At 66.6% G+C, this 12,608-nt stretch carries 10 protein-coding genes; 8 read left to right on the top strand and 2 right to left on the bottom strand.

Annotated features, from left to right (window positions below; all coding sequences use genetic code 11):
- Positions 1 to 3: 3 nt before the first annotated feature.
- Positions 4 to 393 carry an outer membrane protein assembly factor BamE gene (locus E2F46_RS10920; RefSeq protein WP_133322112.1) on the bottom strand — a complete coding sequence of 130 codons (390 nt, stop codon included), beginning with the start codon at positions 391 to 393 and terminating at the stop codon, positions 4 to 6.
- Between the two features lie 84 nt (positions 394 to 477).
- Between E2F46_RS10920 and E2F46_RS10915 the strand changes: the two genes are divergently transcribed.
- Entirely contained in the window at positions 478 to 882 is a 405-nt protein-coding gene (locus E2F46_RS10915) for a Fur family transcriptional regulator (protein WP_133322111.1), read from the top strand.
- A gap of 913 nt (positions 883 to 1,795) precedes the next feature.
- Here E2F46_RS10915 and recN read toward each other — a convergent pair.
- A complete protein-coding gene (recN, locus tag E2F46_RS10910) occupies positions 1,796 to 3,463 on the bottom strand; it encodes a DNA repair protein RecN (protein ID WP_133322110.1) in 1,668 nt (555 codons plus the stop codon).
- 266 nt (positions 3,464 to 3,729) lie between these two features.
- On the opposite strand from recN, the gene hrcA reads away from it, so the two are divergent.
- The 7 genes from hrcA to E2F46_RS10875 all read left to right on the top strand — a co-directional run bounded on the left by hrcA (position 3,730) and on the right by E2F46_RS10875 (position 12,607).
- Entirely contained in the window at positions 3,730 to 4,791 is a 1,062-nt protein-coding gene (hrcA, locus tag E2F46_RS10905) for a heat-inducible transcriptional repressor HrcA (protein ID WP_133322109.1), read from the top strand.
- 58 nt (positions 4,792 to 4,849) lie between these two features.
- Positions 4,850 to 5,356 carry a nucleotide exchange factor GrpE gene (gene grpE / locus E2F46_RS10900; protein ID WP_243720394.1) on the top strand — a complete coding sequence of 169 codons (507 nt, stop codon included), beginning with the start codon at positions 4,850 to 4,852 and terminating at the stop codon, positions 5,354 to 5,356.
- Between the two features lie 95 nt (positions 5,357 to 5,451).
- Complete coding sequence (gene dnaK / locus E2F46_RS10895) at positions 5,452 to 7,377, top strand: molecular chaperone DnaK (protein ID WP_133322107.1); 1,926 nt, start codon at positions 5,452 to 5,454, stop codon at positions 7,375 to 7,377.
- Positions 7,378 to 7,503: 126 nt separating this feature from the next.
- Positions 7,504 to 8,637, top strand: coding sequence for a molecular chaperone DnaJ (gene dnaJ / locus E2F46_RS10890; protein ID WP_133322106.1), 1,134 nt, complete (start codon positions 7,504 to 7,506; stop codon positions 8,635 to 8,637).
- A 64-nt stretch (positions 8,638 to 8,701) separates the two neighbouring features.
- Complete coding sequence (locus E2F46_RS10885; RefSeq protein ID WP_133322105.1) at positions 8,702 to 9,439, top strand: 4-hydroxy-tetrahydrodipicolinate reductase; 738 nt, start codon at positions 8,702 to 8,704, stop codon at positions 9,437 to 9,439.
- 133 nt (positions 9,440 to 9,572) lie between these two features.
- The gene (carA, locus tag E2F46_RS10880; RefSeq protein WP_133322104.1) at positions 9,573 to 10,718 is read left to right on the top strand and encodes a glutamine-hydrolyzing carbamoyl-phosphate synthase small subunit; all 1,146 of its coding nucleotides are present in this window, start codon (positions 9,573 to 9,575) and stop codon (positions 10,716 to 10,718) included.
- Positions 10,719 to 10,741: 23 nt separating this feature from the next.
- Positions 10,742 to 12,607 carry an alpha/beta hydrolase family protein gene (locus tag E2F46_RS10875; protein WP_165967437.1) on the top strand — a complete coding sequence of 622 codons (1,866 nt, stop codon included), beginning with the start codon at positions 10,742 to 10,744 and terminating at the stop codon, positions 12,605 to 12,607.
- Position 12,608 lies beyond the last annotated feature (1 nt).

Here is a 12,608-nt window from a genome sequence, read left to right as displayed (position 1 = left end):
CGGTTAGCGGCGGCGGTTGTTGCGCTCGCGCGGCAGGTTGTGGCCGAACTTGCGCACTTCCTGCGCCAGCGCGGCGTCGTCCTCCGGGAAATACTCGCCTTCCCAGCGTGCCAGCGCGTCATTCTCGAACCACAGCGTGAGGTTCTTGATCTCGGTGGTACCGCGCCGATTGGTGCGACGCGTGGCGGTGTAGTCCCAGCGCTGGTGGTGGAACGGCGAGGCGACGGCCGGCGTGCCCATCAATGCCATCACCTGCTGCTTGTCCATGCCGGCCTGGAGTTGGTCGACCGACGACTGTTCGATCAGGTTGCCCTGGTAGATCGGTTGCTTGTAGAGGATGCCGCAGCCGGACACGGCAAGGGCGACGAGGGCGGCGAGGATCAGTCTGGACATTCGGCTGCTGGGACGGCGGGGAACCGGGCGATGATACACTCCCGGCGACCAGCGGAACCGCGACCCAGGCTGAACGGAACGGCGATGGAATCGAGTGAACTGAAGAGGGCGGGGCTGAAGGTGACGCATCCGCGGATGCGCATCCTGGAACTGCTGGAACAGCGCACCCCGCGCCAGCACATGACCGCCGAGGACATCTACCGGCAGCTGCTGGAGCAGGGCGACGAAATCGGCCTGGCCACGGTTTACCGCGTGTTGACCCAGTTCGAGGCAGCCGGCCTGGTCGTCAAGCACAACTTCGAGGGTGGTCACGCCCTGTACGAACTGGACCGCGGCGACCACCACTACCACATGGTGGACATGGCCACCGGACAGATTTCGGAGTTCGAAAGCCCCGAGATCGTCGACCTGCTGGGCCGCATCGCCGACCAGCATGGGTACGTGCTGGATGAGCACTCGCTGGTGCTGTACGTGCGCAAGAAGCGCTGATCGCGTCTACTCACCGAGGATTGTCGGTGCTGAAGCCACTGGCGGCCGGCGTGGCCTGTCGCATCGGCGAGTGAATGCGGTTGCGTTTTTGTCCAGAGCCGAGAGCAAGAGTGTTCCGCCCACAGGCGGGCGGGTTGCTTTCTCTGCTGGCCCACTGCAGGCGCAGGAGCGCCCGCGAACGGCGAAGCCGGCCCCGAACGGGCAAGCGCCATGGATGGCCCGAGTCAAGAAAGTAGCCAAAGAAATGCCTTTCCTTGACGGAGCTAACCGGGTGTACCGGCCTCGACGGGATTTTTCGACAGGACATCCCTGTCCCGTCGAAAAACGGCCGGCATCCCTGCCGGCCGCCCTTCGGGTCTTCCAGCAGCATTGCTGCCAAACGCAGGTCAAGGACCCAACAGCCGGCATCCCGGCGCAAGCCGGCACCTGGTGCCTTTCGATTGCTTGCATGATCCGGCAGGAAAAGTCGCTGGGTCCCGGCTTGCGCCGGGATGACCCTATGGAGAACTTGAACCACGACAGCACGCTCCAGACCCGTGGGTCGCCGCACACGGATGTGCGGCGTTCTCCGACCGAGCCGCGCCAAACTTGTCCTTTCGCCGCGACCGAGATGAGCGCGTCGCCACGCGCGACAAGATCAACGCGCCGAAGTATCTGCTCCGTGGCGAGTCGGAAAATCCCGACGCACTTCAAAGCCGGAACGTTAGCCCTGTCGGGGAAGGCCCTTTTTCTTTGGTTCGTTTCCTTCTGGGCCAGCAAACAGAAAAGGACTCGCCCGCTTGCGGGTGAACTGCTTCTGATCTCAACAGAACCCGTATTGATCAAGAGCCATCAATCGACTGGCCAAGATCCAAGCGGCAAATGCACAGCCATGACCGCAAGGCGAAGAAGAGCCACGAGGGGCCAACCGAACCTACTGCGCGCCCGCCAGCAACTTCCTCGCCGCCGCCCGCGCTTCCTTGCCCACATCCACGCCCCCCAGCATGCGCGCCAGCTCTTCCGTGCGCTCGCTGTCCGCCAGTCGCTGCACGTTGCTGCGCGTGCTGCCGCCATCCTCGGACTTGCTGACGCGGTAGTGCGCGTGGCCCTGTGCCGCCACCTGCGGCAGGTGGGTGACGCACAACACCTGCCGACTGGCACCGAGCGCGCGCAATTTGCGGCCGACGATGTCCGCCACCGCACCCCCGATGCCGGAATCCACTTCGTCGAAGACCATCGTCGGCACCGCATCCAGCCCCAGCGCCGCGACCTCGATCGCCAGCGAGATGCGCGACAACTCACCGCCGGAGGCCACCTTGCGCAGCGGGCGCGGCGGTTGGCCGGCATTGGCCGAGACCAGGAACTCGACGCGCTCGCCGCCCTGCGGATCGGGCCGGTCGCCGGCAACGGGTTCCAGGGTGGCATCGAATACGCCGCCACCCATGCCCAGTTCGCCGAGCAGGGTGCTGGTGGCGGACGAAAGCCGCGTTGCGGCCTGCCGTCGCGCCTCGCCCAAGGCATCCGCCGCCTGCCGCCACGCGCGGGTGGCGGCGGTGATCTCGTCGTCGAGCGCGTGCAGTCGCTCCCCGGCGCCCTGCAATTCGGCAAGCTCGGAGGCGAATGCGTCGCGACGTGCCGGCAGTTCATCCACGGTGACACGGTGCTTGCGGGCCAGCTCGTGCAGGCGGCCCAAACGTGCGTCGAGGGCTTCCAGCTGCGCCGGATCCACGTCCAGGTCGTCCCGGATGCGTTGCAGCAGGAGGGTGGCTTCGTCGAGCTGGATCGCCGCAGCGTCGAGCATGCCATCTACCTCGGCCAGGCGGGGCTCGTGCGCCTGTTCGCGGGCGATGGCACCGCGAACCTGCTGCAATTGCCGCGGAAGAGACGGCGTTTCATCGCCCGCCAGACGGGCAATGGCATCGTCGCAGGCGCTGATCAGGCCTGCAGCGTGCGCCTGACGGCGGTGGCTGGCGGTCAGTTCGGCCAGGGCATCCGGCGCCAGCGATTCGCGCTCGAGCTCATCGAGCTGATGCTGCAGCCAGTCGATCCGCTCACCCACGTCGCCGGCCTTCGACAGGCGTTCGCGTTCGGCCAGCAACGCGCTCCATGCCTGCGCCGCATCGCGAACGGCGGCAAGCGCATCGCCATGGGCGCCGAAGGCATCGAGCAGGGCCAACTGGCTGGGGCGCGACAGCAGCGCCTGGTGTTCGTGCTGGCCGTGGATCTCGACCAGCAGCGCGGCCAGTTCCGCAAGCTGCGAGAGCGTGGCGGGACGGCCGTTGATCCAGGCCCGCGAACCGCCATCGGCGCGCAGGGTGCGGCGCAGCACGCAGGCCCCCTCGTCGTCGAATTCCTGCTCGCTCAGCCAGGTCGCGGCAACGTGGCCGGCATCGACCGTGAATTCGGCATGCAGTTCCGCGCGCGCGGCGCCGTGGCGCACCATGCCGCTGTCGGCACGCATGCCCGACAGGAACCCCAGCGCATCGACCAGCAGCGACTTGCCGGCGCCTGTTTCACCGGAGATCACGGTGAGTCCGGGGCCAAAATCGAGCTCGGCGGCGGCAGCCACGGCGAAATCTCGCAGGGTGAGTCGGGTCAGCATGGGCGGCATTGTAGGGCGGGTCTCGACCCGCCATTACACCCCCGGCCAATCGCAGGCGACGCGACGGCAAACAGCACGAGGCCTGACAGATGGCGCGCCCCGGACGTTCGTCGATGTACGAAGGGGGCGGTCGAGTCCGGCGCTTCCGGGACCAAGCGCAACGTCATGGCAGGGCAGGCCCCGCCATGCGTTCGCATGCCTGATGGACTGCCTTGGCGCGCCGGCGGGCTTGCCTCGACGCGCGGCGGCGGTTTATACCGACCGGCGTGGCCAGACCTCCCGACGACCGCCATCCACTCGATGCACGCGCACGCCACCTGCTGCGTTCGCTGATCGGGCATTACATCCGTGAAGGCGAGCCGGTGGGCTCGCAGACGCTGGCCCGGCATTCGGGACTGGATGTCAGTGCGGCCACCATCCGCAACATCCTGTCCGACCTGGAGGAGCAGGGCCTGCTCTCGGCGCCGCATACTTCGGCCGGGCGGGTGCCGACGGCGCAGGGCTATCGGGTCTTCGTGGACTCGCTGCTGCAGGTCAGGCCGCTGCCCAGTGGCGAGATCGCGCGGCTGCGTAGCGAACTGCCGGGCGGCAGCGGCGCCCAGGCGCTGGTAGGCAACGCCTCGGAACTGGTGTCGGCGATGACCCGTTTCGTCGGCGTGGTGTCCGTGCCCCGGCGTGAACAGTTCGCCTTCCGCCACATCGATTTCGTACCGCTTGACGGCCAGCGGGTGATGGCCATCCTGGTCTTCGCCGACCACGACGTGCAGAACCGCATCATCCAGACGCGTCGGCCTTACGACCCCGCCGAGCTGGAGCGCGTCGCCAACTACCTCAACACCCATTTCGCCGGACGCCCGGTGGCCGATATCCGCGCCACGCTGTTGGCGGACATCCGCGCCGCCCGCAGCGAGATGGAGGGCCTGCTCACCGAAAGCGCCGAACTGGCCGAGCAGGCGCTGGCCCCGGCCGAGGACGACGACATGCTGGTCGCCGGACAGTCGCGCCTGATCGGCCTGCAGGACCTGTCGGACCTCGACCGGCTGCGCGACCTGTTCGAGGCGTTCGCGCGCAAGCGCGAGATACTGCAACTGCTGGAACGCACGGTGCGCGCGCCGGGCGTGCGCATCTTCTTTGGCGAGGAAACCGGCGTGGCGCCGCTGGAAGGCATGTCGCTGGTCACCGCGCCGTACTCGGCTGGCGGCAAGGTATTGGGCGTGCTCGGGGTCATCGGCCCCAGCCGCATGGCCTACGACCGGGTCATCCCGGTGGTGCAGGCCACCGCCGACGTGCTGGGCGCTGCCTTGAATCCGGACCAGTCGGCCCCATAGCTGCGGGGCTGGCGGCACCGCGACCGCCGAACATCCCCGAACAATGACAGCCGACCCCATGCAGCAAGACCCCATGCAGGACGCCGCCGACGCCGCGGCCGAAGACCAGGCGCAGGCCGACACGATCGAATCGCTGCGCGCCGAACTCGAGCAGCTTCGCGCGCAATCGCTGGTCGAGCGCGCCGATCTCGAGAACCAGCGCAAGCGGTTGGAGCGCGACGTGCGCAATGCCTGCCGTTTCGCCAACAAGCAGTTGCTCGGCGACCTGCTGCCGGTGTTCGACAGCCTGGAAGCGGCACTGAACGCCGCCCCGGCGGACGACCCGCTGCGCGATGGCGTGGTGCTGACCCTGCGCGAACTGTCGCGGGTGTGCGAGAACAACGGCCTGGTCGAGGTGGCCCCGAACCCCGGCGATGCCTTCGATCCGGAGCGCCACCAGGCGATGAGTGCCGTGCCGTCCGAAACCATCGCGCCCGGCGGCGTGGTGCAGGTGTTCCAGAAGGGCTACGTGCTGAACGAGCAACTGCTGCGCCCGGCCATGGTGGCGGTCGCCTCGCAGGATTGATGGCGCCTTCCCCTTGAAGGGGAGGGCTTGGCCCCCAGATACGCACCATCGGCGGCATGGCCGCCCCACAGACTCAGATTCGAGAGGGAATCGCAATGGCAAAGATCATCGGCATCGACCTCGGCACGACCAATTCGTGCGTGGCGATCATGGACGGCGGCAAGGCCAAGGTCATCGAGAACAGCGAGGGCGACCGCACCACGCCGTCGATCGTGGCCTACACCAAGGACGGCGAAGTGCTGGTCGGCGCAAGCGCCAAGCGCCAGGCCGTCACCAACCCCAAGAACACCTTCTACGCGGTGAAGCGCCTGATCGGCCGCAAGTTCACCGACGCCGAGGTGAAGAAGGACCTCGACCTGGTGCCGTACGGCATCGTCGAGCACGACAACGGCGATGCCTGGGTGGCCACCAGCGACGGCAAGAAGCTGTCGCCGCAGGAAGTGTCCGCGCGCATCCTGGAAAAGATGAAGAAGACCGCCGAGGATTACCTGGGCGAGAAGGTCACCGAAGCGGTGATCACGGTACCCGCGTACTTCAACGACAGCCAGCGCCAGGCGACCAAGGACGCGGGCAAGATCGCCGGCCTCGACGTCAAGCGCATCATCAACGAACCGACCGCAGCGGCGTTGGCCTATGGCCTGGACAAGGCCGGCGGCGACCGCAAGATCGTGGTCTATGACCTCGGCGGCGGTACCTTCGACGTGTCGATCATCGAGATCGCGGAAGTCGACGGCGAGAAGCAGTTCGAAGTGCTGGCCACCAATGGCGACACCTTCCTCGGCGGCGAGGACTTCGACAAGCGCGTCATCGATTACCTGGTGGAAGAGTTCCAGAAGGACCAGGGCATCGACCTGCGCAAGGATCCGCTGGCCCTGCAGCGCCTGAAGGATGCGGCCGAGCGCGCCAAGATCGAGCTCTCCAGCGCGCAGCAGACCGAAGTGAACCTGCCGTACGTGACCGCGGATGCGTCGGGGCCGAAGCACCTCAACATCAAGCTGACGCGCGCCAAGCTCGAAGCGCTGGTCGACGACCTGGTCAAGAAGACCATCGAACCCTGCCGCACTGCGCTCAACGACGCCGGCCTTCGCGCCAGCGACATCGCCGAGGTGATCCTGGTCGGCGGCCAGACCCGCATGCCCAAGGTGCAGGCCGCGGTGACCGAGTTCTTCGGCAAGGAACCCAAGAAGGACGTGAACCCCGACGAGGCCGTGGCCATCGGCGCGGCGGTGCAGGGCGGCGTGCTGGCCGGCGACGTCAAGGACGTGTTGCTGCTCGACGTGACCCCGCTGAGCCTGGGCATCGAGACCCTGGGCGGCGTGTTCACCAAGATCATCGAGAAGAACACCACCGTGCCGACCAAGGCCTCGCAGACCTTCAGCACCGCCGAGGACAACCAGTCCGCGGTGACCGTGCACGTGCTGCAGGGCGAGCGCGAGCAGGCCCGTTTCAACAAGTCGCTGGCCCGCTTCGACCTGACCGGCATCGACCCGGCGCCGCGCGGCATGCCGCAGGTGGAGGTGTCGTTCGACATCGACGCCAACGGCATCGTCCACGTCACCGCCAAGGACAAGAAGACCGGCAAGGAACAGAAGGTCGAGATCAAGGCCGGCTCGGGCCTGTCGGACGAGGAGATCCAGCGGATGGTCGCCGATGCCGAAGCGCATCGCGAGGAGGACAAGAAGTTCCAGGAACTCGTGGCCGCCCGCAACCAGGCCGATGCGTTGATCCACGCGTCGCGTAGCGCGATCAAGGACAACGGCGACAAGGTGCCGGGCGACCTGATCGGTCGCGTCGAAGGCGCGATCGCCGAAGTCGAGACCGCGATGAAGGGCGACGACAGGGGCCAGATCGAATCCAAGACCAAGGCGCTGGAAGAAGTCGCGCAGTCGCTGTTCGCAGCGGCGGCCGCCGGCCAGCAGGCGCCGGCCGACGGCACCGAAGGCTTCGATGCGCCGCCGAAGAACGACGACGTGGTCGATGCCGAGTTCACCGAAGTCAAGGGCGACGACAAGAAGTCCTGATCCGCCATCGCCCCTCTCCCGTCGGGAGGGGGGTTGGGGTGAGGGCCGGGGATCATCGCGATCCCGGGCCCTCGTCGCATCACCGACCCCACCCCAGCCTTCCCGGAGCGGGAAGGAGAGGAACGCATGAGCAAACGCGACTATTACGAAGTCCTCGGCGTCGCGCGCGACGCCAGCGAAGACGACCTGAAGAAGGCCTACCGCCGCTGCGCGATGAAGCACCACCCGGACCGCAACCCGGGCGATGCCGCGGCCGAGGCCGCGTTCAAGGAGTGCAAGGAGGCCTACGAAGTGCTGTCGGATGGCGGCAAGCGCCGCATGTACGACCAGCACGGCCATGCCGCCTTCGAACACGGCATGGGCGGTGGCAATGCCGGCCCCGGCTTCGGTGGCGCCGACATGGGCGACATCTTCGGCGACATCTTCGGCAACATCTTCGGCGGCGGTGGTGGACGTGGCGGCCCGCGGCGCGGCGCCGACGTCGGCTACATGATGGAACTCGACCTGGAAGAAGCGGTCGCGGGGGTCGAGAAGCGCATCGAGCTGCCCACCCTGGCCGAGTGCGACGCCTGCGACGGCACCGGCTCCGAGGACCGCAAGCTCGAGACCTGCGGCACCTGTGGCGGGCGCGGGCAGGTCCGGTTCCAGCGCGGCATCTTCGCCATGCAGCAGGCGTGCCCGACGTGTGGCGGGCGCGGCCAGACCATTGCCAACCCGTGCAAAGCCTGCCATGGCAATGGCCGCATCGAAGAGGAAAAAGTCCTGTCGGTGAAGATCCCGGCGGGCGTGGACAGCGGCGACCGCATCCGGCTGGCCGGCGAAGGCGAGGCCGGCCCGGCCGGTTCGCCGCCCGGCGACCTGTATGTCGAGGTCCGCGTGCGCCCGCACGCGATCTTCGAGCGCGACGGCGACGACCTGCACTGCGAGGTGCCGATCCGCATCTCGCAGGCGGCGCTGGGCGACAGCGTGCGCGTGCCCACGCTGGGCGGCGAGGCCGAGATCCGCATCCCGGCAGAAACCCAGACCGGCAAGGTCTTCCGCCTGCGCGACAAGGGCGTCAAGTCCGTGCGCAGCCGCAGTGCCGGCGACCTGTACTGCAAGGTGGTGGTGGAAACGCCGGTCAACCTCACCGCGAAGCAGCGGGAGCTGCTGGGGCAGTTCGAGGAAACCTTCACCGGCGACGGTGCACGCCGCCATTCGCCGCGGTCCAGCACCTTCATCGATGGCGTGAAAGGCTTCTGGGAGCGGATGAAGGCCTGATGCCCCGGGCGCCCGGCTGCGCGACGCGCTTGTTGATTGCCTGCCGCACCGCTAGCCTGCGCGCATGCCCAAGTCCACCCTCGATCCAGGCCTTACGCCAACGCGACTGCTGATCCACGGCGCCTCCGGACGCATGGGCCAGGCCCTGCTGCGGCTCTGCGCTGCCGATGATGGCGGCCCATGCACGGTGGTGGCCGCGTCCGCGCGCACGGTCAGGCAGCGCGTGGTGGATGGCGTCCCGTACTTCGCCTCGTCGGAGCTTGCAGGCACGCCGGTCTTCGATGCGGTCATCGATTTCAGCTTGCCGGAAGCCTTCGATGCGCCGCTGGCGCTTGCGCTCGATCGCGGCGCTGGATTCGTGTCGGGCACCACCGGGCTCTCGGACGCGCAGCGGGCTGCACTCGCGGCCGCTGCGCTGCGCATCCCGGTGGTCTGGGAAGCGAACTTCAGCCTCGGCGTCGCCGTGCTGGGCGACCTTGTGGAACGTGCGTCGGCGGCATTGCCGGGCTGGGATTGCGACATCGTCGAGGCCCATCACGTCCACAAGCAGGACGCGCCATCGGGCACCGCGCTGGCGCTGGGGGCCGCCGCGGGGCAGGGCGGGGCGACGCCCCGCTATGCCAGCCTGCGCGCTGGCGACATCGTCGGCGAGCACACCGTGCAGTTCGCGGCGACCGGCGAGCGGATCGAGCTGGTGCATCGCGCCACCAACCGCGACATCTTCGCGCGCGGCGCGCTGCACGCCGCACGGCGCCTGGCCGGGCGCGACGCGGGTCGGTACCGGCTGCGCGACCTGCTTTGATTCACGCTTCCTGGCCGCGGCGCTGGCGCGCGATGCGTCGTGCCGGTATCATTCCCGCTCGCCTGATCCCACTTGCCTCCGGACCGGTTTCCGCGCTCCGGCGGCGTCTTGCAACCCCGCGTAGGCGAAGCCAGTGACCGAAACCGCAATCCTCGTCCTCGAAGACGGCACCGTATTCGAGGGCATGTCCGTGGGCGCCCCCGGCCAGTCGGTCGGCGAAGTGGTGTTCAACACCGCCATGACCGGCTACCAGGAAATCCTGACCGATCCTTCCTACGCGAAGCAGATCGTCACCCTGACCTATCCGCACATCGGCAACACCGGGTGCACCCCGCAGGACGACGAGGCGTCGAAGGTCTGGTGTTCCGGCCTGATCGTGCGCGACGTGCCGCGTCGTCCCAGCAACTGGCGCAGCCAGGCCTCACTGCAGGACTGGCTGCGCGCGCGCGACATCGTGGCCATTGCCGGCATCGATACGCGCAAACTGACCCGCCTGCTGCGCGAACGCGGCGCGCAGAACGGCACCATCGTCGCCGGCAACGACATTGACGTCGACGCTGCGCTGGAAGCCGCGCGCAAGTTCCCGGGCCTCAAGGGCATGGACCTTGCGAAAGTGGTGAGCACGAAGGAACCCTACCGCTGGACGGAGGGCCAGCTGGACCTGGATAGCGGCGAGTTCATCTCCGCCGAGTCCAGGCACAAAGTGGTCGCCTACGATTTCGGCGTGAAGCACAACATCCTGCGCATGCTGGCCGAGCGCGGATGCGACGTGCATGTCGTGCCGGCGCAGACGCCCGCTGCCGATGTGCTGGCGATGGCACCCGACGGCGTGTTCCTGTCCAACGGTCCCGGCGATCCCGCGCCCTGCGATTACGCCATCTCGGCGATCCGCGAGTTCATCGACCGCAAGGTCCCGACGTTCGGCATCTGTCTCGGCCACCAGTTGCTGGCACTCGCCGCGGGCGCCAGGACCATGAAGATGGGGCATGGCCACCATGGCGCCAACCATCCGGTGCAGGACCTCGACAGCGGCCGGGTGATGATCACCTCGCAGAACCACGGCTTCGCGGTGGACGAATCGTCGTTGCCCGCCAACGTGCGCGTGATCCACCGCTCGCTGTTCGACGGCACCAACCAGGGCATCGAACTGACCGACGCCCCCGCATTCTCGTTCCAGGGACACCCCGAGGCCTCGCCGGGCCCACGGGATGTGTCGCCGTTGTTCGACCGGTTTGTTTCGATGCTGCAACGTCATCATTCCAGGGGGGGGACGCAATGACATTGATCGTACGGATAGCGCTGATGTGTCTGCTGTTGTCTGGCTCCGTGTCCGCCAGGGTGCCGGTGGAGGATTTCTTCAAGGACCCCGAGTTCACCTCGGTCTCCCTTTCACCGACCGGTGAATACATCACCGTGTCCGTCCCGCAGGGCGACCGGACACTGCTCGCCGCCTTCCGCACGGCAGACATGACTCTGGTCGGCAAGTGGGATTACGGCGCCAGGCGCCATATTGATCGCGTGGTCTGGGTCAACGACACGCGGTTCTTCATGTATGTCAGCCTGAAACTCGGACGCTACGATTTCCGGGTGGGGACGCCGGATGTCTACGCTTCCGACGTCGATGGCAGGCGCCGCGCGGACATCCCGAATGGGGGAACCTACCGTATCGTGGACGTGATGCATGACGATCCGTCCACGGTCCTCGTGCAGCGCTCGATCGAATCCGCGTTCCTTTCGCGTATGAATGTACAGAACGGCGTGGTCCGAACGGTCGCCACCGCGCCCCTGGATTACGGCAGCTTCCTGGTCGACCACGACCGGAAGGTCCGCTATGCCATTGGCCAGACCAAGGACCTCACCAACGTGACGTTGCGCCGCGACGGCGACCGTTGGACGGAAGTGCATCGTGCCGCCATGGGCGAGTCGCAGTTGTTCCCCATTGCATTCGACCGTGACAACAAGCGCGTCTACGTGGCGGCGAGCGAGGCCGGAGAGCCGGCGGCGCTCTACCTGCTGGACCCCGAGACCAACCAGCGCGAACGGGTGTCGGAGAACGCCAATGTGGTGGCGTCCCGCATGCTGTCGAGCAGCGACGAGCGTGACCAGCTGGCCGTGATCTACGAGGACGGCCTCCCGAGCATCGACTTCCTCAACGCCGACCATCCGGAATCGCGCACATACGCGGGCCTGGTGAATGCGTTCCCCGACCATGCGGTGTCGTTCGAAGGCATCAGCAAAGACGGTCGTTATGTACTGGTCAGGACGTACAGCGACGTGGATCCGGGCTCGTACTACCTGTTCGACCGCAGCAATGGGCAGGCCAAGTTCCTGCTGGCTTCGAGGGACTGGATCAAGCCCGGGCAGATGTCGGAGATGCGGCCGATCAGCTTCCCGACACGCGATGGCACGATGGTCCACGGCTACATCACGATCCCTCGCAACAGCAGTGGCAGGAACCTGCCGCTGATCATGCATCCGCATGGTGGCCCGCATGGTCCGCGTGACTATTGGGGGTTCAATCCTGAAGTCCAGTTCCTCGCTGATCGTGGCTATGCCGTCTTGCAGGTCAATTTCCGCGGGTCCGGCGGGTACGGCAATGCATTCGAACGCGCGGGTTACAAAAGATGGGGAACATTGATGATCGACGATATGGCTGATGCCGTCGATTGGGTGGTCTCGCAAGGTATCGCTGATAAGGATCGGGTTTGCAGCTACGGGGCTTCCTATGGCGGATATGCTGCCGTGCAGTCCGTCATCCGCTATCCGGACAAATACCGCTGCACCATTGGGTTTGTCGGAGTTTATTCCCTTGGCCTGATGTATTCGGACGGCAGTAGCAACACGCCCGCTTCGCGTGCTTTTCTCGATCGAGTTGTTCCATCTGCGGAGTCGGAGAGGCAGGCGCAGTCACCGATCAACAACGCTGCTCGAATCCGGGTCCCGGTCATGCTTGTCCACGGCGGCAAAGATGAGATTGTTCCGATAGTTCACTACAACAGGATGAAGAGGGCTCTGGAGGACGTTGGGAATCCACCCGAAGTGACTCTTGTCAAGCCCAACGAAGGTCATGGTTTCTACGACTTGAGTAATCAGGTCGAGTTTTACGACGCCATGGAGGCATTCCTCGACAAGCATATCGGCAGCAAGGCTGCCACCGCCGGAAACTGAG

It is taken from the genome of Luteimonas aestuarii, from assembly GCF_004357985.1.
Taxonomy (GTDB): Bacteria; Pseudomonadota; Gammaproteobacteria; order Xanthomonadales; family Xanthomonadaceae; genus Luteimonas; species Luteimonas aestuarii.
Note: the sequence above shows the minus strand (reverse complement) of the source record. Positions and strands in the feature narration are given on the sequence as shown.

Bases quoted from the DNA above. Each gene is read 5' to 3' on its own strand.
- E2F46_RS10920 (WP_133322112.1), bottom strand. From the start codon at position 393: ATGTCCAGACTGATCCTCGCCGCCCTCGTCGCCCTTGCCGTGTCCGGC.
- E2F46_RS10915 (WP_133322111.1), top strand. From the start codon at position 478: ATGGAATCGAGTGAACTGAAGAGGGCGGGGCTGAAGGTGACGCATCCG.
- recN (WP_133322110.1), bottom strand. From the start codon at position 3,463: ATGCTGACCCGACTCACCCTGCGAGATTTCGCCGTGGCTGCCGCCGCC.
- grpE (WP_243720394.1), top strand. From the start codon at position 4,850: ATGCAGCAAGACCCCATGCAGGACGCCGCCGACGCCGCGGCCGAAGAC.
- dnaK (WP_133322107.1), top strand. From the start codon at position 5,452: ATGGCAAAGATCATCGGCATCGACCTCGGCACGACCAATTCGTGCGTG.
- dnaJ (WP_133322106.1), top strand. From the start codon at position 7,504: ATGAGCAAACGCGACTATTACGAAGTCCTCGGCGTCGCGCGCGACGCC.
- E2F46_RS10885 (WP_133322105.1), top strand. From the start codon at position 8,702: ATGCCCAAGTCCACCCTCGATCCAGGCCTTACGCCAACGCGACTGCTG.
- E2F46_RS10875 (WP_165967437.1), top strand. From the start codon at position 10,742: ATGTGTCTGCTGTTGTCTGGCTCCGTGTCCGCCAGGGTGCCGGTGGAG.